At 70.6% G+C, this 22,857-nt stretch carries 17 protein-coding genes and 1 pseudogene; 5 read left to right on the top strand and 13 right to left on the bottom strand.

What is annotated here, in order from left to right:
- Positions 1-9: 9 nt before the first annotated feature.
- Genes ACIBTV_RS04930 through ACIBTV_RS04920 form a run of 3 tightly spaced genes read right to left on the bottom strand, consistent with a single transcriptional unit; the run spans position 10 to position 2,314 of the window.
- Positions 10-669, bottom strand: coding sequence for a 4-carboxy-4-hydroxy-2-oxoadipate aldolase/oxaloacetate decarboxylase (locus ACIBTV_RS04930; RefSeq protein WP_396702472.1), 660 nt, complete (start codon positions 667-669; stop codon positions 10-12).
- Positions 666-1,382, bottom strand: coding sequence for a PIG-L deacetylase family protein (locus ACIBTV_RS04925; protein WP_396702470.1), 717 nt, complete (start codon positions 1,380-1,382; stop codon positions 666-668). Before ACIBTV_RS04925 ends, ACIBTV_RS04930 begins: the two co-directional genes overlap by 4 nt.
- Positions 1,379-2,314 (bottom strand): DUF6282 family protein, encoded by a 936-nt coding sequence (locus ACIBTV_RS04920; protein ID WP_396702468.1) that lies wholly within the window; start codon positions 2,312-2,314, stop codon positions 1,379-1,381. The genes ACIBTV_RS04925 and ACIBTV_RS04920 overlap by 4 nt, the downstream gene beginning before the upstream one ends.
- Before the next feature lie 320 nt (positions 2,315-2,634).
- Here ACIBTV_RS04920 and ACIBTV_RS04915 point away from each other — a divergent pair, with 320 nt between their 5' ends.
- From ACIBTV_RS04915 to ACIBTV_RS04900, 4 genes and pseudogenes are all read left to right on the top strand, one after another.
- Positions 2,635-3,651 carry an ABC transporter substrate-binding protein gene (locus ACIBTV_RS04915; protein ID WP_396702466.1) on the top strand — a complete coding sequence of 339 codons (1,017 nt, stop codon included), beginning with the start codon at positions 2,635-2,637 and terminating at the stop codon, positions 3,649-3,651.
- A complete protein-coding gene (locus tag ACIBTV_RS04910) occupies positions 3,648-4,427 on the top strand; it encodes an ABC transporter permease (RefSeq protein WP_396702464.1) in 780 nt (259 codons plus the stop codon). The genes ACIBTV_RS04915 and ACIBTV_RS04910 overlap by 4 nt, the downstream gene beginning before the upstream one ends.
- Before the next feature lie 80 nt (positions 4,428-4,507).
- Positions 4,508-4,576, top strand: a pseudogene (locus ACIBTV_RS04905) (hypothetical protein); the annotation flags it as partial.
- Positions 4,577-4,764: 188 nt separating this feature from the next.
- Entirely contained in the window at positions 4,765-5,235 is a 471-nt protein-coding gene (locus tag ACIBTV_RS04900; RefSeq protein WP_396702462.1) for a DinB family protein, read from the top strand.
- 4 nt (positions 5,236-5,239) lie between these two features.
- Here the strand turns inward: ACIBTV_RS04900 and ACIBTV_RS04895 are convergent, their stop codons facing one another.
- The 9 genes from ACIBTV_RS04895 to ACIBTV_RS04855 all read right to left on the bottom strand — a co-directional run bounded on the left by ACIBTV_RS04895 (position 5,240) and on the right by ACIBTV_RS04855 (position 18,831).
- Complete coding sequence (locus tag ACIBTV_RS04895; protein ID WP_396702460.1) at positions 5,240-6,457, bottom strand: erythromycin esterase family protein; 1,218 nt, start codon at positions 6,455-6,457, stop codon at positions 5,240-5,242.
- A gap of 73 nt (positions 6,458-6,530) precedes the next feature.
- Complete coding sequence (locus ACIBTV_RS04890) at positions 6,531-7,550, bottom strand: LacI family DNA-binding transcriptional regulator (RefSeq protein WP_396702458.1); 1,020 nt, start codon at positions 7,548-7,550, stop codon at positions 6,531-6,533.
- 86 nt (positions 7,551-7,636) lie between these two features.
- Entirely contained in the window at positions 7,637-9,364 is a 1,728-nt protein-coding gene (locus ACIBTV_RS04885) for an IlvD/Edd family dehydratase (RefSeq protein WP_396702456.1), read from the bottom strand.
- A gap of 80 nt (positions 9,365-9,444) precedes the next feature.
- On the bottom strand, positions 9,445-10,329 hold the full coding sequence (locus tag ACIBTV_RS04880; RefSeq protein WP_396702454.1) for a carbohydrate ABC transporter permease: 885 nt from the start codon (positions 10,327-10,329) through the stop codon (positions 9,445-9,447).
- Positions 10,329-11,270, bottom strand: a complete 942-nt coding sequence (locus tag ACIBTV_RS04875; RefSeq protein ID WP_396702452.1) for a carbohydrate ABC transporter permease — start codon at positions 11,268-11,270, stop codon at positions 10,329-10,331. The genes ACIBTV_RS04880 and ACIBTV_RS04875 overlap by 1 nt, the downstream gene beginning before the upstream one ends.
- Before the next feature lie 72 nt (positions 11,271-11,342).
- A complete protein-coding gene (locus tag ACIBTV_RS04870; RefSeq protein ID WP_396702450.1) occupies positions 11,343-12,686 on the bottom strand; it encodes an ABC transporter substrate-binding protein in 1,344 nt (447 codons plus the stop codon).
- A gap of 104 nt (positions 12,687-12,790) precedes the next feature.
- Entirely contained in the window at positions 12,791-14,965 is a 2,175-nt protein-coding gene (locus ACIBTV_RS04865) for an alpha/beta hydrolase (RefSeq protein ID WP_396702448.1), read from the bottom strand.
- A 168-nt stretch (positions 14,966-15,133) separates the two neighbouring features.
- Entirely contained in the window at positions 15,134-16,150 is a 1,017-nt protein-coding gene (locus ACIBTV_RS04860; RefSeq protein WP_396702446.1) for a LacI family DNA-binding transcriptional regulator, read from the bottom strand.
- Positions 16,151-16,440: 290 nt separating this feature from the next.
- Positions 16,441-18,831 (bottom strand): glycoside hydrolase family 3 N-terminal domain-containing protein, encoded by a 2,391-nt coding sequence (locus tag ACIBTV_RS04855; protein ID WP_396702444.1) that lies wholly within the window; start codon positions 18,829-18,831, stop codon positions 16,441-16,443.
- A 480-nt stretch (positions 18,832-19,311) separates the two neighbouring features.
- Between ACIBTV_RS04855 and ACIBTV_RS04850 the strand changes: the two genes are divergently transcribed.
- Entirely contained in the window at positions 19,312-20,829 is a 1,518-nt protein-coding gene (locus ACIBTV_RS04850) for an alpha-N-arabinofuranosidase (RefSeq protein ID WP_396702442.1), read from the top strand.
- A 197-nt stretch (positions 20,830-21,026) separates the two neighbouring features.
- Here the strand turns inward: ACIBTV_RS04850 and ACIBTV_RS04845 are convergent, their stop codons facing one another.
- Positions 21,027-22,598, bottom strand: a complete 1,572-nt coding sequence (locus ACIBTV_RS04845) for an alpha/beta hydrolase-fold protein (protein ID WP_396702440.1) — start codon at positions 22,596-22,598, stop codon at positions 21,027-21,029.
- Positions 22,599-22,857 lie beyond the last annotated feature (259 nt).

Here is a 22,857-nt window from a genome sequence, read left to right as displayed (position 1 = left end):
CGCCCGGCCCTACCGCCCGTCGGCCTCGTCCCGCGTACGCAGCCCGTGCAGGTCGTAACTGAACTCGCCGCCCGCCAGCCGGGCCCGTAGTCCGGTCTCCTTGGCCATCCGGCTCCTCGTCGCGGCGACCACGTCGTCCGCGCTCGTCCGCCGCACCACCACCGCGCCGTCGGCGTCGAGCACCACGATGTCCCCCGGCTCGACGGTCGCACCGCCCACCGGCACCGGCACGTCGAGCGACCCCCGCTCGCGTTTGGTGGCGCCCCGCACCCGACACCAGCGGGCCCAGACCGGCAGGCCGAGCGCCCGAAGGTCGTCCACGTCCCGCACCGCGGCGTCGACCAGAATGCCGGCCGCGCCGGCGACCTTGGCCTGGGTGGCCAACAGCTCACCGATCAGTGCGACGGGGGCCGGCTCGGGCATGGTGAGCACGAGCACCTCCCCGGGGCGGACGAGCGTCATGGCCTCGTGCACGGCCCGGTTGTCCCCCTGGCCGCAGCGGACGGTCCGGGCGGGGCCGGCGACCCGGGAGCCCGGCACCACCTGCACCAGGTCCACGTCGATCAGGCCACGCCGACCGGCGGCCTCGTAGACCGTGGCCACCCCGGCGGCGGTCAGCGTCCCGATCACCTCGGGTCCGACGGTTGCCGCGTCGTGGGCGGAGGTCACAACGCACCCACGACGTTCGGGATCAACCGCTGGAACGCCTCCGCCTGGCGGATGGCGGCGTTGCCGGTCACCCGGCGGGCGTGGTTGCCCCGCTGGTCGGCGCGCTGCGTGTAGTACTCGCGCAGGTAGCCCTGAGCCGCCATCGCGGCCATCGCCTCCTGCTTGGCCGGCATCGCCTCGGTGATGTCGACGAAGACGGTGGGGACGAAGCCGCACAGCTCGGGCTGGTGGGGTTCGAAGGCCAGGAACTCCGAGGGTGGGGCGGTCCGGAAGCCGCTGGACACGCCGGCGCCCGCGGTGAGCTGCCGGGCGGTCGCCACCGCGGCGTGCGCCGTCGGGTGGTCCGGGTTGAACGGGTCGCGCTCGGGGTGGGTGAGCACCACGTGCGGCGCGTACTCGCGCATCAGCGCCGCCAACCGGTCGATGTCCTCGTCCCGGATCCGCAGCGGATAGTCGCCCAGGTCGAACGCCTCGAACCGGGCGCCGACCGCCGCGGCGGCCCGCTCCGCCTCGGCGTGCCGCAGTCGCTTGACGTTCTCCACCGTCTGCCGCGGGTCCTTCCACAGTTCGCCGGACTCGCCCCGCTCCCCGTAGGAGAGCGCCAGCACGACCGCCTCGCCGCCGGCCCGCGTGTGCGTGGCGATCGCTCCGGCGGCCCGCCAGACGAAGTCCGCCGAGTGGGCGCCCACCACCAGCATCCGCCGCGCGCTCATGCCGGCCCCGTCGCGGCCGGCGTCACCAGACGGCGTGAGTTGACCACCGCCATGACGTGGACCTCCTCATCGGTGAAGCCGGCGTCGAACAGGCGGTCGGCGAAGAGCGCCAGGCCGTCCTCCACCGGCGGGTTGAACGGCTGCCCCAGATCACTGGAGAGGATGGAGTGCGCCACCCCGACCGACCGGATGGTGGCGAACAGGTCCGCCCAGTCGACCTTGCCCGAGTGCGGCGTCGTGAAGCACCGCTCCAGCAGGGCGCCCGCCTCGGCCAGTTCCCGCTGCCGCGCGGGCGTCAGTCGCTGCGAGGTGAACTCGGGGTGGGTGACCACGATCCGGCGTACGCCCTCCTCCCGCGCGGCCCGGACCACGGCGGCGATCTCGGCACCGCTCAGGTGGCCGGTGGCGAGCGCGATGTCGTGCCGGGCGATCACCCGCAGCACCTGGCGTACGCCGTCGAGAACCCGTCCCTCGGCGTCGACGACCTCGACCGGGGGCGGCACGATGCCCTGGTTGTGCAGGTCGGACTGGAAGGCCCCCCACATCGCCGGGGTGGCGCCCGGCAGATCGGTGGCCGTGCTGCGCCGCTGGTTACCGGAGTCCACCGTCGGCATCCAGACGATCCGCGCGCCCTGACGCGCGGCGACCTCGACGGCGACCGGGTTGATGCCGCCCATCGCGCCGTTGAGGGTGAGGGCGCCGAGCACGTCGACGTCGGGGACCACCTTGCGGACCACCGCCGCCCGCTCGGCCGTCGCCACGTAGTGGGACTTGAGGACGAAACCGGCGAGCCCGACCTCGGCGGCGCGGTGCGCCAGGTCGACGTCGTCGATGCGCCGGGCCATCACGTCGGGGGCCACGTGCACGTGCGTGTCGTAGGCGCCGCGGACCACGGCGCGGGCACGGGCGGACGGGACCGGGTGGTCAGGCATCGCGCTCCTCGGTGGGCCTACGAGCGGTGTGCCGCGGGACGCGCTCGGACGAGCGCGCGGCGGTCGGACGACACGGGAGCCGCCGAGCGCAAGCATATCGGTGATCATGCCTGTTTCACGACACATCCACGATCACTATCCATTATGGACCTGCGAAAACCTATGCATGGCAACCTTGTTGCCAGCGATCGTGCCGGTTCGGGACAGACGGGCATCAGGGCCCTGATCTAAAATCGTCTATCGAGGCGACCCGGCGTCGCCCCTCCGATCTCCGCCACGGGGGTGGGCAGGAATCGCGAAGCTGCGGCTGGAGGCACCGCATGGGTAAGCGCTTTCACACGTTGGCAGCGGCGTGGCTGGCCGTGGCTCTCGCGGCCGCCGGCTGCGGGGGCACCGACGACAACGGCGGCGACCCGGCCGCCGACGCATCGGACAAGGTCGCCTACATCACCGCGTTCGGCGCGGTGGGCCGCGACGCCTTCGCGTGGGTGGCCAAGGAGAAGGGCTACTTCGCCGAGGTCGGCATCGAGGTCGACATCAAGGAGGGTGCCGGCAACCAGCAGAACCTGACGGCACTCAAATCGGGCCAGGTCCAGTTCGCGGCGCTCGACTTCACCGGCGCCGTCATCCAGGCGGGCAAGGGTGAGTTCACCGACTGGCGGGCGATCGCCGCCGTGCACCAGCAGACCTTGATCTCGGTGATGACGACCGAGGACACCAACATCACCACCCCGAAGGACCTCCAGGGCAAGACGATCGCGACCGGCGCCGGCTCCGTGACCGAGCTGCTCTTCCCGGCGTACGCGCGGCTGGCCGGGCTCGATCCGGCGACGGTGAAGATCGAGGGCGTGCAGGCCACCGCCCTCAACGGGCTCATGGCGAGCGGGAAGGTCGACGCGCTGGGCACGTTCCTACTCAGCCGCGGCGCCCTGCAGACGGCCGCCCGCAAGGACGTCGTGGTCCTGCCCTACAGCGACTACCTGCCGGACCTGTTCGGCAACGCGATCATCACCACTCCGTCGCTCATCAGCGAGGACCCCGACCTCGTGCAGCGTTTCACCAGGGCCGCGCTGAAGGGCCTGGCGTACAGCATCGAGCACCCGGACGAGGCGGCGACGATCCTCAACAAGGCGAAGCCCACCTACACGGTGGCGGCGGGCAAGGGCGAGATCGAGGCGATGACCCCGCACGTCCGCCCCGCGGGCGGTGCCCCGATCGGGTTCATGGACGAGTCGCGGGTGGCGCAGACCATCGCCGTCCTCGAACGCGCCAACCTGATCCCGTCGGGTCTGGCGCCGTCGGCCATCGTGGACCCGACCTTCGTCAAGAAGTCGTGACCGCCGACGGCCGGGCGCAGCGACGCTGGCGCAGCGTCGGGTTGCCGGCCCTGGGCGCGCTGCTGGCGACCGCGATCTGGTGGCTGTCCACCTGGGCCTTCGACATCGAACCGTTCTTTCTGCCGGCTCCGCCGGACGTGGTCGACGCGTTCCTGCGGCTCCCCGGTCACCTGGCCCAGCAGACCTGGATCACCTTCCTGGAGACGATCATCGGGTTCGGGATCGCGGCGGTGGGCGGGCTCCTGCTCGCCGTCCTGCTCGCCGCGTCGCGGACGGTCGAGCGGATGACGCTTCCGATGATCGCCGGTATCAACGCGGTGCCGAAAGTGGCGCTCGCGCCGCTGCTCCTGGTCTGGATCGGCTTCGGTTACGAGACCAAGATCGTGATGGTCGTGCTGCTCTGCTTCTTTCCGATCCTGATCTCGACCATGGCGGGCCTGACCTCGACACCGAGCGACCTCGGCGAGTTGGCCCGCTCCCTGTCCGCCTCGTGGTGGCAGACCTTCCTCAAGGTCCGGCTTCCGTGGGCCCTGCCGCAGATCTTCGTCGGTCTGAAGGTGGCGACCTCACTCGCCATCATCGGCGCGATCATCGGTGAGGTGATCAACCCGGAGGCCGGGCTCGGCGCGGTGATCGCCAGCTCCGGTCAGTCCGCCGACACCCCGCTCGCGTTCGCGGCGCTGATCCTGCTCGCGCTCATGGGCGCGCTGCTCTTCTACCTGATGGCCGGCCTCGAACGACTCCTCGTGCCGTGGGCACGAGCGATCTCCTCCTGAGGCTCGCACCGGACGAACGACCGGGCAGCGTCGCACCCCCGCATTAGCATCGGCCCGTCTCGCCACCGGAGGGAGCTCGCATGGCTCAGGACCAGATCATGACGTTCGTCGACAGCGACCTGCGGGAAGCGCGGTTCACCAGGGCGAACCTGACCGGTGCGGTGATGCGCAGCGTCGATGTGGCCGGGCTCGACATCGACGCACCGTGGCTCCCGGAAGGGTCGTCGCTCCTGGTCAACGGCGTGGACGTCCTTCCGCTCGTCGAGGCCGAACTCAACCGCCGGTTCCCCGGCCGCGAGCTGAGGGATGCCGGGGACCCGGCCGGGCTGCGGGCGGCGTGGGCCGCGCTCGAGCGGCCTGGGCGACCGCGGTCGACCGGGTCGCCGCCCTGCCCGCGGGCACCGCCGACCTCTCGGTCGACGGCGAGTGGTCGTTCGCGCAGACCCTGCGCCACCTCGTGTTCGCCACCGACGTCTGGCTTTCCCGGACGATCCTGCGCCGACCGGAGCCCCTGCACCCCCTCGGGCAGCCGCACGCCGAATACGAGACCGACGGCTACGACATGTCCGTCTTCGCCACCGGGCGGCCGAGCCTCGCCGAGGTCCTCGACCTGCGTGCCGAGCGGCAGACCACGATGCGGGACTTCCTCGCGAGCGTGACGCCGGAGCTGCTCGCCGAGTCCCGGTCGCACCCGTGGTCACCCGACCACGAGGCAACCGTCCTGCGCTGCCTCCATGTGATCTTCCACGAGGAGTGGGAGCATCTCCGCTTCGCGCTGCGCGACCTCGACGCGCTGGTCCACCCCTGACCGGTCAGGGCACCGGCCACCACGACCGTCCCGCCGGGGCGTCCTTGACGAACACGATCGCGTCGACGCACGTCAGGTGGGCCGGGTCCAGCGGGGCGTAGCCGAACCAGGGCGACACACGCGCGGTCGCCCGGCCGTGGGCGGCGGCCAGTCGGTGGGGGTCGACGAGGCGCCGGTCCTCCGGGAGCGCGTACAGCAGCCCTTCGACGGTGTCCGGGGGCGGGGCGTCGACTCCCCGGTGACGGATGGTGCCGAGGGCCGTGGCCAGGAAGGCGTACCTCTCCCCTAGGTGGGCGCTGACGATCGCCCCGGCACTCCACCATTGCAGCGGCAGGTCACCCATCCGCATCGTGCTCACGTTCCGCTGGAGGTGCGCGTTGTGGGCGTACACCAGCGCCGGGCCCCGCTCGGCGACGGCCAGCAGGTTGGCGGCCATCATCGACGCCCGCTGACCCAACAGCCGTGGGAGGCGGCCCGGTGACGTGTCGGCCATCCACCGGTGGTAGCGCAGCAGGCCGACGGCGGTGCGCCCGTACAGCCGCGCCCGGTCCCACTCCTCCACGGTGGACGCCGCGATCAGCTGGGGCGTCCGGGCGTCGAGCAGGGCCACCAGGTCGTCGGCGAGCAGCCGCAGCCGATCGGCCTCGGGTGTCCGCCCCACCGACCGGGACGGGTCCGTCATCGCGGCGGGCTCGCTCCAGCGGTCGTCCTCGCCGAGCAGGTCGTCCAGCGTCTGCGCGGTGCAGGGAAGCAGGTCGGCGTCGACCCGGGCCGACACGTACGCGTGCAGCGCGGTGATCGCCCGCCGCGGGCTGGCCGCGCCGGTGATCTCCAGCGGGCCGTCGAAACCGGCGAAGCGCAGCCGCTCCGAGGCGGGCTTCCCCTCGTTGTACGCGCGCATCCACCGCACCAGCTCACGGTTGGCCGCCGATGCGCCGAAGCCGTGGCTGAAGCCGCTCGCCATGACCTCGTCGAGGGTGCCGGCGCCCGTGGCGACGTGGTCGTCCACGAGCAGACCCGCCAGGCAGTCGCTCTCCATCGCGATCGTCCGGTAGCCCTCCTGCTCGACGAGCTGCCGGAAGAGGTCGTTGCGCACGTCGAGCAGGACGTCCTCGCCGTGGGTGGGCTCGCCGAGGGCGAGCAGCCGGGGGCGGGCCGAGAGCAGGCCCAGGACGGCGGCGGCGTCGACGGGATGGCTGGTGTCGGTGATGCCAACGGTCATGCACTGAACGCTATCGTTGAACCGACGGTGGAGACTTTGTCGCCGTTCTGAGCGTTCCCGACCGGGGAAACCCTCAAGGCTGGAGCGCCGGTCCGATAGGCGCCGTGCTCCGCCGCACCACCATGCGGGGGACGACCAACGGCAGAGGCTGCGGCGTGGCGCCGCTGATGGCCTGCGTGATCGCCGTGATCGCCCGCCGACCGACCGCGTCGAAGTCCTGCTGGACCGTGGTCAACGGCGGAATGAGATACGCCGCCTCCGGGACGTCGTCGAAGCCGACGACGGAGATGTCCCCGGGCACGCGACGGCCGCGCTCGTGGAGCGCGCGGAGCACACCGATGGCCATCTGGTCGTTGGCGGCGAACACCGCGGTGGTCCCGCGCATCTCGCAGATCCGCAGGCCGGCGGCGTATCCGCTGTCGGCGCTCCAGTCCCCCTGGACCGGCTCGGGTGGGCGTAGGCCGGCGTCACCCATCGCCCGGCGCCAGCCGTCGACGCGGGCGCGAGCCTCCGCCCAGTTGAGCGGGCCGCTCACGTGGACGATCTCCTGGTGCCCGAGCCCGAGCAGGTGTTCGGTGGCCAGCCGGGCGCCGAGCACCTGGTCCACGCCGACGGTGAGCGAGGCCCGGGACAGGTCGCCCTCCACGACCACGAAGGGAACACTGGACCGGTTCATCCGCACCACGTCCAGCGCCTCGTCGTTGCCGGCGATCATGACGACGCCCTCCACGCCGACGCGCATGAGGTGTTCGGTCGCGTCGCTCAGCGCCTGCCACGTCACCTCCGACAGACTCACCGAGGTGGCGAAGTAGCCGGCGGCGCGGGCCGCGTCCTCGACGCTGCGATGGATGCTCGTCGGGCCGAACAGCGTCCGTGCCGTGCCGATGATGCCGATCATTCCGGAACGGCCGCGCACCAGCGCGCGGGCCGCGGTGTTGGGTCGGTAGCCGAGCCGTTCGATGGCCCGCAGGACCCGCTCCCGCGTCTCCGGCTTGATGCTGGGTGCCCCGTTGATGACGCGGGACACCGTCTGGTGCGACACCCCGGCCAGGCGGGCGACGTCGGCCATGACCGGCCGAGAGGTGGCGGTCACCGCCGTCCTCCGCGCGAACTCTCCCCCACCGATCATCCGTCCTCCCCTGCGATCGGTTCCGCGCGACATCCCGCGTCGCGTCGGAGTCAGTGCGAGTGTCGGGGTACGGCGCTACCGCTGCCCCCGACGAGGAAGTCCAGGTCCGCGCCCTGGTCGGCTTGCAGGACGTGCTCGCCGTACAGCCGTGCCCAGCCCCGGTCGGCGGACGGCACCGGTGGCTGCCAGGCGGCCCGGCGCCGAGCGATCTCCGCGTCGTCCACCAGGAGGTCCAGACGCCGCGCCGGGACGTCGACGCGGACCGGATCACCGGTGCGCACGAGCGCGAGGGGACCACCCACGGACGCCTCCGGGGCCACGTGCAGGACGCAGGTCCCGTACCCGGTGCCGCTCATCCGGGCGTCGGAGATCCGGACCATGTCCGTGACACCGTCGGCGAGCAGCCGTCGCGGCATGGGGACGTTGCCCACCTCCGGGAAGCCGGGGTAGCCGCGCGGGCCGGCGTTGCGCACCACGATGACCGTGTCGGGGGTGACGTCGAGATCGAGGTCGTCCGCCGCGACGACGTAGTCCTCGATCCGGTCGAAGACGAGCGCCGGCCCGGTGTGCGTGAGCAGGTGGGCCGAGGCGGCGGACACCTTCAGCACCGCCCCGGACGGGGCGAGCGACCCACGCAGCACCACGGTGCCCGAGCCGGCGGGCTGGAACGGCTCCGCCATGGTGCCGATGACCTCCCGGTTCCAGCACCGGACGCCACTGATGTTGTCGGCGACGCTCCTTCCGCTGACGGTGACGTGGTCCAGGTGCAGCAGCGGCGCGATCTCGTTCATCACCGCCGGGACACCGCCGGCGTAGGCGAAGTCCTCCATGAGGTAGGTCCCGGACGGCATGAGGTTGACGAGCATGGGCACGTCGGCGGTGAGGGTGTCGAAGTCCTCCAGGGACAGGGGTACGCCGAGCCGTCCGGCGATCGCGAGCAGGTGCACGACCGCGTTGGTCGAACCACCGATCGCGGCGTTGACCCGGATCGCGTTCTCGAAGGCCTCCCGGGTGAGCACCGTCGACAGCCGCTGGTCCTGTTCGACCATGGCGACGATCCGGCGTCCGGCGGCGTGCGCCAGGGCGTACCGGCGAGAGTCGACGGCCGGCACGGCGGCGGCTCCCGGCAGTTGCACGCCCAGCGCCTCGGTCACGCAGGCCATCGTGGAGGCGGTGCCCATGGTCATGCAGTGACCCCGACTGCGGGACATGCCGACCTCGGCCTCCGCGCAGTCGGCCGCGGTCATCCGGCCGGCCCGCATCTCCTCCGTGAAGCGCCAGACGACGGTCCCCGACCCGATGTCCTGGCCACGGAACTTGCCGTTGAGCATCGGCCCGCCGGTCATCATGAGGGTCGGCAGGTCGACGCTCGCCGCACCCATCAGCAGGCCGGGGGTGGTCTTGTCACAGCCGGAGAGCAGGACCACCCCGTCGAGCGGGTTGGCCCGGACCAGCTCCTCCAGCTCCATGGCCAGCAGGTTTCGGTAGAGCATGGTCGTGGGTCGCATGAGCGGCTCACCCAGGCTCATCGCCGGAAACTCCAGCGGCAGGCCACCGCTCTCCCACACACCGCGCTTCACCGACTCCGCCAGGTCACTCAGGTGGGCGTTGCACGGCGTCAGCTCCGACCAGGTGGTGGCGATGCCGATCACCGGACGGCCGTCGAAGACGTCGTCGGCGAACCCCTGGTTGCGCATCCAGGAGCGGTGGATGAACCCGTTGCGGCCGTCCGCGCCGAACCACTGCCCACTACGCAGCGGTCGATCCGTCTTCGACATCAGCACACCTCTCTGTCATCCGCTCGGCCGCGAGCGGTGTCGCGGCTCCTGTGTGGTGGGGCTGGTGGCACGGGTGTGCCCTACCGGAGACCTCCGACGGACAACCCGCCGCGCCAGTGACGTTGCAGGCTGAAGAAGGCGATGATCAGGGGAATCACCGACACGAGCGAGCCCAGGATGATCAGGCTCCACAGGGAGGTGCCGCCCGCGTTGTTCGCGGAGGCGATGCCCTGCCAGAGGCCGAGGCCGACGGTGACGGGGAAGAGCCTGTTGTCGGAGAGCATCGCCAGGGGCAGGAAGTAGTTGTTCCAGGACGCCACGGCCGACAGCAGCAGCACGGTCACCACCGCGGGGCGCATCAGCGGAAGGGCGATCTGCAGGAACGTCCGCACCTCCCCCGCGCCGTCGACCCGGGCGGCGTCCAGGAGCTCGTCGGGGACCGCGTCGCGGGCGTACACGTGCATGAGATAGACGCCGAACGGGTTGAGTAGCGACGGGAGGATGACCGCCCAGACCGTGTTGGTCATGCCGAGCCGGGAGAACATGATGAAGGTCGGGATGACCAGAGCGGTGGCCGGCACCATCAACGCGCCGAGGACGACGGCGAAGCTGAACCGTCGGGCGGCGAACCGGTACTTGGCGAACCCGTAGCCGGCCATGACCGCCAGGACGGTGGCGCCGATCCCGCCGGCGATGGCGTACAGGGTGGAGTTGAGGATCCACCGGCCGTAGATGCCACCGTCGTGGGTGAACAGCAACTTGAGGTTGCCGAGGTAGTCGATCTGGTCGGTGAACCACAGGGTGTTGCCGCCGCCGAACAGACCCGGCGCGTCCTTGGAGCTGTTGACGATGAGCCACCAGAACGGCACCAGGAAGTAGAGCACCAGGAAGCCCAGGAGGATCTGTAGCGGGAGGTGGCGTTGCGGCCGGCGGGCGCCTGCGCGGACGCTTGTGCGGTCGGTCATCAGAGGAAGCTCCTCCGCTTGCGGGTGAAAAACAGGAAGGCGTACACGCAGATGAAGACGATCCCACCGAGGGCGAACGAGATCGCCGACCCGTAGTTGAAGTTGGCGAGCGAGAACGCCTGCTGGTACGCGTACATGTTGGGGGTGAAGTCCGCCCCGATCGTGCCGGCCGCGAGGTAGCGCAGGATCTGCGGTTCGTTGAAGAACTGCAGGGTGCCGATGAGCGAGAAGACGAGGATCAGGATCAGCGCGGGGGCGATCAGCGGAATCTTGATCCGGGTGGCGATCTGCCAGCGGCCGGCGCCGTCCATCCGGGCGGCCTCGTAGAGCGTCGGGTCGACCCCCTGCAACGCGGCGTACAGGATGATCATGTAATAGCCGGCCCACTGCCAGGTGACCACGTTGAGCAGACCGTAAAAAATCAGGTTGCTGCCCAGGAAGTCGGGCGCGGTGGCGCCGAACAGCCCGAAGATGTCGGTCAGCGGACCGAAGCCCTTGCTGTAGAGGAAGCCCCACATCACGGCGCCGATGACGGTGGGGATCGCGTAGGGCAGAAAGATCATCAGGCGCGAGAAGCGGGCGAACAGCGACGTCACCGCGTCCAGGATGAGGGCCATCACGAGCGCGATGATGATCTGCAACGGGATGGAGACGAGCGAGAAGCGGATGACGAACCACGCCCCGGACAGGAAGCTCGGGTCGGTGAACGCCTTCACGTAGTTGTCGAAGAGGACGAAGCTGGTGCCGCCGATCAGCTTCTTCTGGAACAGGCTGAGATACAGCGCGTAGCCCAGTGGCGCGATGAGGAACGCCAGGAAGACGATGCCGAATGGCCCGACGAAGAGCCATCCCATCAGGTGTTCGCGGAGGTGCACCTTGCCGCGGATCTTGCGCGTCTGCTGCGGGGTACGCGGAGCGCGCTTCTCGGTCAGGACTGTCATCTTGGTCTCCGGGACGTGGACGCCGAGGGTCGAGGGTGGGCCGGCCGCTGCCGACGCGGCCCACCCGTCCGGTCACTGAACGGTGAAACCTTGTTCCTTGGCGTACTTCACCACGTCCTCCTGCAGCCGGTCGGCCGCCTGGGACCCGGTGATGGAGCCCTTGATGACCTCGCTGACCTGCTTGGTCATCGCGTCGAGGTAGTACTGGCCGAAGGGGGCGTAGGAGACGCCCTTGTAGGCGTCGGCGGCCGGTACGTAGACCTCCTTGTTCGCCTGCTGGCCGTCGAAGAACGCCACCTTCAGGTCGATGAAGGCGGGGTCCTTGAGCGCCGTCAGGTTCAGCGGGAAGATGATCTGGTTGGTCCAGCCGTCGGTGAGCGACTCCTTGTCGGCGTAGAGCCCGTAGGCGACCTTCGCGGCCAACTCCGGCTTCTTCGCCTGCTTGGTCACCGAGAAGGCCGAGCCACCCCAGTTGACCTGCACCGGGTTGGCCGGGTCCCACTGCGGCAGCGGCGCCACCGCGAACTTGCCGGTGTCCTGCCCCTTGCCGACGCCCGCGCCGGTGAGATAGCCGGGCGCCCAGGCCGCGGAGATGTACGTCGCGTAGTTGCCGTTGATCACGCCGGAGATGTACTCCGGGGTGAACTGGTCCTGCGTCCCGACCAGGCCCTTCTTGGCGAGGCCACCCCAGTAGTCCAGCACGTCCTTGGAAGCCTGGTCGTTGAGCTTGACGCCGATCGACTTCGGCTGCGCGGGATCGTAGGTGAAGGGCGTGGCGCCCTTCTGGATCTGCAGCGCCATCAGGACCGCCGGCACGTTCGCGCCGAGGTCCCCGAAGAGCGGGCCGCCGGCGTCCTTCACCTTCTGCGCGGCCTGCTCGTACTCGGCCCACGTCTTCGGCGGGGTGATCTTGTATTTGTCGAAGATGTCCTTGCGGTAGATCATGCCCATCGGGCCGCCGTCGACCGGGACTCCGTAGACCGCGTCGCCGACCGACACGTCCTTCCAGGCGCCGTCGCTGTAGTTGGCCTTGACCGCGTCGTAGCCGTACTGCTTGATGTCGACGAGCGCGCCCTGGATCTGGAACGTCGGGATCCGGTCCGCCTCGATCATGATCACGTCGGGGGCGCCGGTGCCGGCCGAGATGGCCGTCTGGAACTTGTCGTACTCGTCACCGCCCTGGCCGACGTTGGTCCAGCAGACCTGCACGTCGTCGTGCTGCTTGTTGAAGTTGTCGACGACGAGCTGGGTGTTGGGATACCAGCCCCACATCGTCACCACCGGCACGTTCTGCTTGGTGATGGTGTTCGTGCAGTTGCTGGCGTCGCTTCCGCCGTCGTCCGACGGCGAGCAGGCGACGAGGCCGGCCCCGGCCGCGAGCACGGCCACCGTGGTGAGTACGCGTCTTCTCTTCATTGAGATGGTTCCCTTCGGGGGTCGCGGTGCACAGGATCCATGCGCTGGCGGGCGCCACCGGGGCAGGAAACCCTGCTCCCGGTGGCGTCGCCTGGGTGAGGCTCCTAGCGCTTGAACAGTCGCGGCGCCAGGTCGATGAGGTTCTTCTGCCACACGTCCCAGCCGTGCGGCCCGGGGGTGACCCCGTCGAACTCGTAGCGGATACCGAGGTTGTCCAACGTGGTCAGCGAGGTCATGAAGCTCGGGTACACGAAGTCGGTCTGGTCACCGACGTACAGGCGCAACATCTTGGTGCCGTTGTTGATGGCCGCCACGTCGACGCCGGTGCCGCTGCCGAAGCCGGCCGAGAACGCCGCCACGTAGGCGAACTCGCCCGGGTAGGCGCGCAGCACACCGAACGCCTGCCCGCCGCCCATCGACAGACCGGCGAGGGCCTGCTGGGACGGGTCGCTGGAGATGTGGTAGCGGGACCGGGCGGTGGGGACGATGTTCTCCCGCAACTCGCGGTTGAAGTTGGACGAGTTGCCGTTGCCCATCACGACGACCATGGGCGTGAGATCGCCGTCGAGGAACTGGTGGTCGAGGATCTGCTTGGCGCGGCCCATCTCGACCCAGTCCGTGTAGTTCTGGCCGCCGCCGTGCTGGAGGTAGAGAACCGGGTACGGCTGCGCCCGGCCCGGGTCGTAGCCGGGCGGGGTCCACACCAGCGCGGTGCGGTCCTGGCCCGCCACCGTGCTGCGGTAGGTCATGGCCTCGACCGTCCCGCCCTGGCCGGCCGGCACGTCCGTCAGCAGCCGGGCCTCCGGACCGGGGACGAGGAAGGTGCTCCACATCGGCTCGGTGGTCACCCTCGTCGGGTTCGAGACGTCCTTGACCGGGACCCGGTCGACGATCAATCGGTAGTAGTAGAACCAGGGCTTCAGCGGCCCCACGGTCGCCCGCCACCGGTCGCCGTCGCGGGTCAACGGCACGCGGAGCCAACTGCCGCCCGGCGCGATGTTGGCCCACACGGTGACGTGCTGGGCGGCGGTGAAGTCCGTGGTGGTCTCGAAGGTGACGAACCCGTCCTCGTTGAGGAAGGGCGTGGGGGTGGTGCCCGCCGGTGGCGGCGTGAACTCGCCCGTGAACTGCCGGTGGCCCGGGCTCGGCCCGTGGTCCGACACGTCCCGGAACAGCCGTGGCACGAAGTCGACCAGGTTCTCCTGCCAGGTGCTCCAGTTCCCGCCGCCGTCCGGGTTGACCCCGTCGAACTCGAACCGGACGTCAGCCTGACCCAGCGCCTTCGTCAGCCGGTAGGTGGGGTTGTGCGCGGGGTCGGTGACGTTCCCCGAGTAGAGACGCAGCAGCTTGAGGCCGCGGTTGATCGCCTTGGCGTCCTTGCGGTCGACGCTCGGCGCCGAGTCGCCCGAGAACCAGCCGACGTAGCCGAACTGCCCCGGCTTGGCGAACGCCGCCCGTACGGCCCGCGCCGCGCCGTCGGAGACGCCGGCGATCGCCTGGTGCGCCGGATCGCGTCGGACCCGGTAGTTGTCGGCGACCGCCTTGCGCAGGTCCGTCAGTTCCCGGTCGTCCGCGCTGTCGGCGATCACCACCACCATCGGCTGCATGGCGCCGGCCGCCGAGAGGTTGTCGAGGATCTGCTTCGCGCGGCCGAGGTCGAGCCAGTCGGTGACGGCCGCACCGTCACCCGACTCCAGGAAGAGCGCGGGGTAGCTCTTCGGCCCCTTGGCCGCGTAGCCCGGTGGCGTCCAGACCAGGGCCGAACGCTGCTCGTCGCGAACCCGGTAGGTGAGGGTCCCGACCGTGCCGCCGGTGCCGTCCGGCACGTCGACCAACCAGCGAGCCGAGTCACCCGCGACGAGGAAGCTGCTCCAGAGCGGGTGGGACGCCACACTGGTCTGGTTCGTCGGGTCCTTGATGGTCTTGGTGTCGTCGGCGGTGACCTGGTAGTGGTAGAGCCCCGGCTCCAGCGCGCCGAGCACACCCGACCACGCGTCGCCGCGCCGGGTCAGACCGAATTCCGCCCAGCTGGCCGACGGACCGAAGTTTCCTTCGATGACGACCTGCGACACCGTGCCCAACTGCTCCTGGACGTACGCGGCCGGAACGGTGAACGAGGCGTAGCGGTCGTCGGAGACCGCCAGCCACGGCGTGTCGGCCGTCGCGGGTTGCGGCGCGACCAGCACCGCGGCGACCGCCATGACTCCGGCGGTGAACGCCGCCGAGAGTCGGCGTACGCCCAGCCGGCGTAGCCGCCCGTGATAGTGTTCGGTTGTCACGCTCCACTCCTCTCTGCGCCGGCAGCGGATGCGACCCGCTGGCCGGCTCAATTCATCGGTGGATCTCGCCGTGCGTGTTGCGGGCGCCTCCTTCCGGTGTTGGCCACGCGCGCAGCCGACCTGGTCGCTTCGTCGAGGCGGTCAGGCCGTGGCGCCCGTCGGCGGTTGTCATGGTCGTGCCGCGCTCGTCGGTGGTGCGGTCGAGCCGCGGATCACGAGGCTGGTCGGCAGCACGATCTGGCTCGGCTCGGCCCAGTCGCCCGTCACCAGTGACTTGAGCATCCGGGCGGCCTCGTGGCCGAGCTGGAACATCGACTGGTCCACGGTGGTCAGACCGGTCGATGCCGCCTCCGGGATGTTGTCGAAGCCGACGACGGACAGGTCCGCCGGGACGGAGAGCCCCAACTCCCTGGCGACCTCCAGGACCTTGAGGGCCATCCCGTCGCTCGCCGCGAAGATCGCCGACGGCCGGTCCGCCCGTTGCAGCAGGGCGCGCGCCAACGGGACCGCCGAATCGGGATTGAAGTCTCCCCTGCCGATCAAGGTGGGGTCGACCGGGACGCCCGCGTCGGCGAGCGCTGCCCGGTAGCCCTCTTCCCGCGACCACGCCGAGGCGAGGCTGTCCCGGCCCGCGATGAACCCGATGCGGCGGTGGCCCAGAGCGAGCAGGTGCTCGATCGCGGTGGTGGCGCCGGCGAGGTTGTCGGCCATGACCGAGGGGGCGGTGGCACCCCGCACCGGGTCGATGGCCACGATCGGCGTCCGGCTGCGCATCTCGCCCCAGGGGGTGACGACGATGCACCCGTCGGTGAGGGTGCCCGACAGTCGGGTCAGGTGCCGTTGCTCCCAACCCTCCGAATAGGACCCGTAGAGGTCACTGTTGGCATAGATGATCAGATCGAAGCCGGAGCGGCTCAGCGCCTTCATCACGCCCTTGAGCACCTCGGCGGTGTACGACTGGAAGCTGTGCGCGACGAGGCCCAGGACGTTGGTGCGGCTGCGGCGCAGACTCGTGGCCACGAGGCTCGACTCGTAGCCGAGCTGCTCGATGGCGGAACGGACCTGGGCGAGTGTCCGCGGGCTGACGCCGTAGTGCCCGTTGACGACGCGCGAGACGGTGGCGGTGGAAACGCCGGCGACCCGGGCGACATCACTCATTGTTACCGGCGCATTGACTTCAGTCATGCCGCTCTCTCTGGACTGCAATCGTTATCGGTTACGTTTCCAGGATGTTGTCAACGTAACCGAGAACGATTACGAACACAAGACCTTTCGCCTCGCCGAGCCCCGATCAAGCGGCCCCAACGGAACGCTTTACAAAGGCGCGGACCGACCACCGTCCACCGCTGCGGAACCGCGCGTGACGGTGACGCTCGGTGGTCGAATGAACGGCCGTTCCCCGCGCTCGTTCCGGCCCGGGGAAAAGACGGCCGGGAACGGGCGCGCGAACCATTCCGGTCGGCGGTGAAATGGGGTCAACCGGCTCGGCCGGACAGCTCCCGGACCTCCGCCGTGCCGGAGAAAGCCTTCGACGTCGGCGCACCGTCCGCACCCGCCTTGATGACGAAGCTGCCGGCGAGGGCGCGGGCGTCGGACGAGAAGCCGACGTACACCTCGATCAGCCCGGGTTCCACGGTGTAGTTCAGGTGCCGGTCGTAGAAGCCGAGCTGACCCGTCGGCACGTCGAAGCGCACCGCCACCCGCTGGCCGGCCGCGGCCGAGACCCGAGCGAAGGCCTTCAGCTCGAGCACCGGACGGGTGACGGTGGCCTGCGGGTCGCGCACGTAGAGCTGGACGACCTCCTCACCGGCCCGCCGTCCGGTGTTGGTGACCGTGACCTCGACGGCGACGCTGTCTCCGGCGACGACCTCCGCGCGCTCCACCGCCGCCTCGTCGACGGTGAAGGGCGCGTAGCCGAGGCCGTGGCCGAAGCAGTAACGCGGGGCGACCGGCGAGTCCACGTAGTCGCCGTGCCAGTGCGACCGCCCGCCGGACACCTTGTGGCCGTAGAAGACGGGCAGCTGGCCGACCGTACGGGGGTAGGAGATCGGCAACTTGCCGCTCGGGTTGACCTCGCCGAGGAGGACCTCGGCGATCGCCCGCGCGCCGGTCTCCCCGGGCAGCCAGGCCATCAGCACGGCGGCGCACCGGTCGTGCAGGAAGTCGCTGCCGACCGGCCGGCCCGCGACGAGGACCGCCACCACGGGGGTGCCGGTGTCGACGACGGCACGGACCAGATCCTCCTGGACGCCGGGAAGGTCGAGACTGGACCGGTCCCGCGACTCGCCCGTGGTCGCCCGGGGGGTCAACCCCGAGCGGTCGCCCAGCACCAGCACCGCGACGTCCGCCTCGGCGGCGGCCGCAACCGCCTCGGCGAACCCGTCCGTCGACGGGTCGACCACGTCACACCCCGGCACGTAGCGCAGCCGGTCGCCGAGGCGGGCGGCGAGTTCGTCGCGGACGGTGGGCACGCCGTCCATGCTCTCGTCGATCTCCAGGTCGTCCGGGATCGTCATCGTCTGGCCGAGCAGCCCGCGCCGCTCGCGCGCCTCCATCAGCGACTCGATGTGCGCGGCGAACGAGTAGTCACCGAGCAGGTGCCGGGCGTCGTCGGCGTTCGGACCGATGAGGGCCACCCTGCCGGCTCCGGCGACCAGCGGCAGCACGCCGTCGTTCTTCAGCAGGACGAGGCTGCGGCGCGCGATCGCCAGCGCCACGTCCCGGTGCCGGTCGTCGCTGACCGCCAACTCGACCGCGCCCTCGTCGACGTACGGGGCCTCGAAGAGCCCGAGCTCGAACTTGTGCCGCAGGACCCGGGCGACCGCCTCGTCGAGTCGCGCCTCACTGACCTCCCCGGCGTCGAGCGCGCGCGCCAGGGCGTCCGCGTACGCGTCGGTCGCCGGGAGCTCGACGTCGACGCCCGCGGCGAGGCCCAGGACCGCCGCCTGCTGCTTGTCCGCCGCCAGGTGGTGGTAGGAGTGCAGGTCGTCGACGGCGAAGTAGTCGGACACCACGCTCCCGGTGAAGCCCCACTGCCGGCGGAGGATGTCGCTGAGGAGTTCCGCGTTGGCGTGGCAGGGAATCCCGTCCAGCTCGTGGTAGCCGGCCATCACCGACCGGAGGCCGCCTTCGCGGACGGCCGCCTCGAACGGGTGCAGGTACACCTCCCGGAGCAGACGCGGGGGCAGGTGGGCCGGCGCCCAGTTCAGCGCGCCCTCGGAGGCGCCGTAGCCGACGAAGTGCTTGGCCGTGGCGAGGACGCCGTCCGCCAGGTCGGCACCCTGGAGTCCCCTGACGAACGCCACGCCCATGCGTGCCACCAGATGCGGGTCCTCGCCGTAGGTCTCCTCCGTCCGACCCCAGCGCGGGTCACGCACCACGTCCAGGACCGGCGAGAGCCCCTGGTGGCTCCCCATGGCGCGCATCTGCGCGCGGACGGCGTCCGCGAGTTGCTGGTTGAGGCCGGGCGCCCAGGTGCTCGCGACCCCGATCGCCTGCGGGAAGATGGTCGCCTCCCGGGCCATCACCCCGGAGCACACCTCCTCGTGCACGATCGCCGGAATCCCCAGCCGGGTCTCGGTGACCAGGAACCGTTGGATCGCGTTCGCCGCCCGCGCCACCTGCGTCGCCCGCAGGCCGGTCGCTCCGGCGACGCGGGTCACGTGCCCCAGCCCGTGTCGAAGGACGGGGCGGGCCCGCTCCGCCGAGAACCGCCCGCTCTCCAGCAGCGCGAACGCCCAAGTGCTCCCCAACTGCGCGAGCTTCTCCTCGCGGGTCATCCGTGCCAACAGGTCCGACACCCGCTCCTGGACGGGGGCGGAAGCGTCGGCGTAGATCGCTCCGGTCCGCGGTCCCACAGTGGTCACCCGGTCACCCCCATCACCGCCGGAACATGGCCTCGGCCTCGTCGGTCCCGACGTCCCCGCTCCCGGCTGCGGCGGCGGAGAGGTGGTGGTGGCGAGGCGCGCGCAGGAGCGAGAGCCCTCGATCGTGTGGGTGGCGTGGTGCCGAGGCCGCCCGGCCGAAGACATTGATCACGGGCATCGCGTCCCTTACTGTAAACGTAATCGGTAACGTTTACATTGATCGTGAACTTAATCGACGACCCTCGCGTTGTCCAGAGCTCGCGCAGTGCCCACCACCCCCTCGGTCCCGGCGTCACGGCGGAGAGTTCCCCGGCGTCCGGACCGCGCACGAAGGGAGCCAGCCCTGAACACCCACCTCGACCAGCCGCCGGAACCCCTGGCCGGCGCCGAGCGTCCACTCCCCCGCCGCGGCGCGTCGCCGCCGCGCGCGTGCCGCGACCAGCGGGACGACACCGGATCGACGGTCAGCCGGGAGGTTTCGTGAACACCGCGCGCCTGATCCTCGACACCCGCCGCCGGGTCGCACCGGTGCCGCGCCGGCTCTTCGGCTCGTTCGTGGAGCACCTGGGCCGCTGCGTCTACACCGGCATCTACGAACCGGGGCACCCGACGGCCGACCAGCACGGGTTCCGGCGTGACGTTCTCGCACTCGTCCGGGAGCTGGGCGTCACCACGGTCCGCTACCCGGGCGGCAACTTCGTCTCCTCCTACCGCTGGGAGGACGGCATCGGCCCGGTCGACCAGCGACCCGCGAGACTCGACCTCGCCTGGCACAGCCTGGAGACCAACGCGTTCGGACTCGACGAGTTCATGCGGTGGGTCCGGGCGGCGGACGTCGAGCCGATCATGGCGGCCAACCTCGGCACCCGGGGCACCGCCGAGGCCGTCGACCTGCTCGAATACGCCAATCACCGCGCCGGGAGCCAGCTCGCCGACCGGCGCCGCGCCAACGGCGCGGCCGACCCGTACGGCATCCGGCTGTGGTGCCTCGGCAACGAGATGGACGGCCCCTGGCAGGTGGGCGCGCGGACCGCGCCCGAGTACGGACGCCTCGCCGCGCAGACCGCGAAGGCCATGCGACGGTTCGACCCCGATCTCGAACTGATCGCCTGCGGCTCGTCGCACTCCAGCATGCCCACGTTCGGCACCTGGGAACGCGACGTGCTCACCGAGGCGTACGACGACATCGACCTCATCTCGCTGCACGCCTACTACCAGCCGGTCGACGGCGACCTGCCCAGCTTCCTCGCCTCCGCCGAGGACATGGACCGGTACATCGACGCCGTCACCGCCATCGCCGACTCCGTCGGCGCGATCCGCAGGTCGACCAAGAAGATCATGATCGCGTTCGACGAGTGGAACGTCTGGTACCAGTCGGCGGCTCCGTCCACGCCCCCGAGCGGCGAGGACTGGCCGGTGGCGCCACCGCTGTTGGAGGACCACTACAGCGTCGCGGACGCCGTCGTCGTCGGCGGGCTCCTCATCAGCCTGCTCCGCCACAGCGATCGGGTCACCGCGGCCTGCCAGGCCCAACTGGTCAACGTCATCGCGCCGATCATGACCGAACCGGGGGGCGGGGCCTGGCGGCAGACCATCTTCCACCCCTTCGCCCGCACCGCTCGGCACGCCCGCGGGGCCGTCCTCGACGCGCTTCGGGACAGCAGCACGACCAGCACCGACCGCTACGGTGAGGTCGACGTGGTCGACGCGGTCTCCACCTGGGACGACAGCACCGGCGAGATGAGCGTGTTCCTCGTCAACCGCAGCGCCGACGCGCCCGCCGAGGTGACCGTCGAGGTCGGTGGCGCCCGGGTGGCCGGGATCGTCGAGTGCGTCACCATCGGGGGCGGCGACCTCGACGCCAGGAACACGGCCGACGGTCCGGACCACGCCGCGCCTCGCCCCAACGGCAGCGCGCGCGACACCGGCACGGGCATCGCGCTGACCCTCCCACCCGCGTCCTGGACGATGGCGCGGTTGACGACCACGAGTTCCTGACCGGCCACTGCCCGGTGCCGTCCGGCGACGCACGACCGCGACGGCGCCGGGCCCGGCCGTGCCGCCAGGACGGCGGCCGGCCCGGCCACGGCGGCCTCTGCACGGCGCGGACACGCCCCGGCCGTTCCCTCCTGGCCCCGCCAGGAGGGAACGGCCGGGGCTCCCCACCTACCTAGAAGAAAGCCTGCGTCGGGACCTCACTGGCCGACCGGCGCGCTCTGCGAGCCGTTGAAGAGCCGGTCGCCCTGGTAGTGGGCGACCACCGGGGCGTCGAGGTCGCCGTGGACGGTCTTCTTCAGCCGGGCGACCCCGTTGTGCACGGGGGCCGACCCGAGGTATGTGTCGCCGGCCCAGAACTCGACCTTGCCGGACGGGGAGGACATGCTGGTGCTGACCGCACCCACCGTCGCGGTGGCGGTGACCTTGGTGTTGGGCGAGGCGCCGGCGGGTGCGGTCTCGACGTCGAGACCGGTCGTGGTGGCGCGGAAGGCCAGGTCACGGAGGTAGTGGTTCAGCAGCGGACGCCAGACGTGCCAGGTGTGCACACCGGGCACGTTGAACTCGTCCAGCTCGACGCCGGCGGCCCGCAGGGCGGCGGCGTTCCGCTGCGAGGCCTCGGCGATGTTGCCCAGGCGGTCCTGGAGCCCGGTGCCGATCATGATGCCGCCGGCCACCGCCTTCATGCGGTCGACCTGCGCCTGCGTGGCGTTCGGTCCGCCCGCGCTCCAGGCGGCGTGGTAGCCGAACAGGTCGGTGTGGTTGTACATGATGGTGTAGGCCCGGCTGCCACCGGCGGAGAAGCCGCCGAACGCCCGGTCCTGGGCACGCGTGGAGACGTGGTAGTTCTGCTCGACGAACGGGAAGATGTTGTTCCGCAGCTCGTTGACGTAGCCCTCGTTGCCACCGGGGAGGCCGTTGAAGTCGGTGGACACGATCACCATCGGCTCCACGACCCGGTCCTTGATCGCGTTCTCCAGGATGAGGTGGGCCACGCCCTGCATCGTCCAGGCGGTGGAGTGGTCGCCACTGCCGTGGCTCAGGTAGAGGGTCGGGTACGGCTTGGCCCGGTTGGGGTCGTAGCCGTGCGGCAGGTAGACGACGATGTCGTGCACCCCACGCGGGTTGGTCGACAGCGGCGAGGTGTACCGCCGGGACTCCAGCGTGCCGACCTTGGCGACCGGGGCCTGGTAGCCGGTGTCGTACGTCGGGAACTTCTTGCTGGCCGGGACGTACATGGTGCTGCGCACCGCGCCCGGGGCGCCCGGGTACTGCGGCTGGATCTGCCACGGGTTCGCGGGGTCGTCGTGCAGGGTGCAGCCGGTGGCGAGCTCGTTGGTGCAGTCGTGCGTGAACGCATAGCGGAAGGTGCCGGCGGGCAGCGGCGTGGTGAACGTCCACACCCCGTCGGGGCCCTTCTGCATGGGCTGGATGTGCCACGGGGTGGCCGCGACGTCGCCGGGCTGCCACTCGGCGGGCGGTCGGGCGTCACCGCAGTCCTGGCACGGGATGTTCTCCGGGCGGGAGTAGAACCAGTCGCCGTAGACGTGGACCTGCTGGACGTCCTCGGGCGCCTGGTACCGGAAGGTGACCGTGTAGCCGGTCGGGGGCTGATCGGTGCGGGTGACCGTCGGGCCCAGGGGCGCGGGCGGCGCGGCCGACGCCGCGGGGGCGGCGACCGTGCCGGCCGCCACGGTGACGGCGGCGAGCAGTGCGAGCATCAGCCGGCGCCTCGGCGTCGGCGTCAGGGGACGGGGAATTGCGACGGGCATGTTCCTGCTCCCTCTTCGGCGTGTGGTCAGACCGCATCGAGCGGCCGACCGACCATTCGATGGTGAGGTGAACGGATACCAGTGACGAGCGGTGTAACGCGGTGTGAGCGCTAACATCCTGCCTGTTAAAAAGGGAACCATGAATTGAATTGGGGGTCAAGAGTCGGTCGGAAAAATTGCCTCGACTAATCATCGACAATAGAATCCGGGCACGCTTGTACGGCACCAGAAGCTCTGGCGCGCGAATCTATTTCCGGCT

The sequence above is a fragment of the Micromonospora sp. NPDC049366 genome, from assembly GCF_044466625.1.
Lineage (GTDB): Bacteria > Actinomycetota > Actinomycetes > Mycobacteriales > Micromonosporaceae > Micromonospora.
The sequence above is the reverse complement of the archived record's forward strand: the minus strand, read 5'-3'. Positions and strand labels throughout refer to the sequence as shown.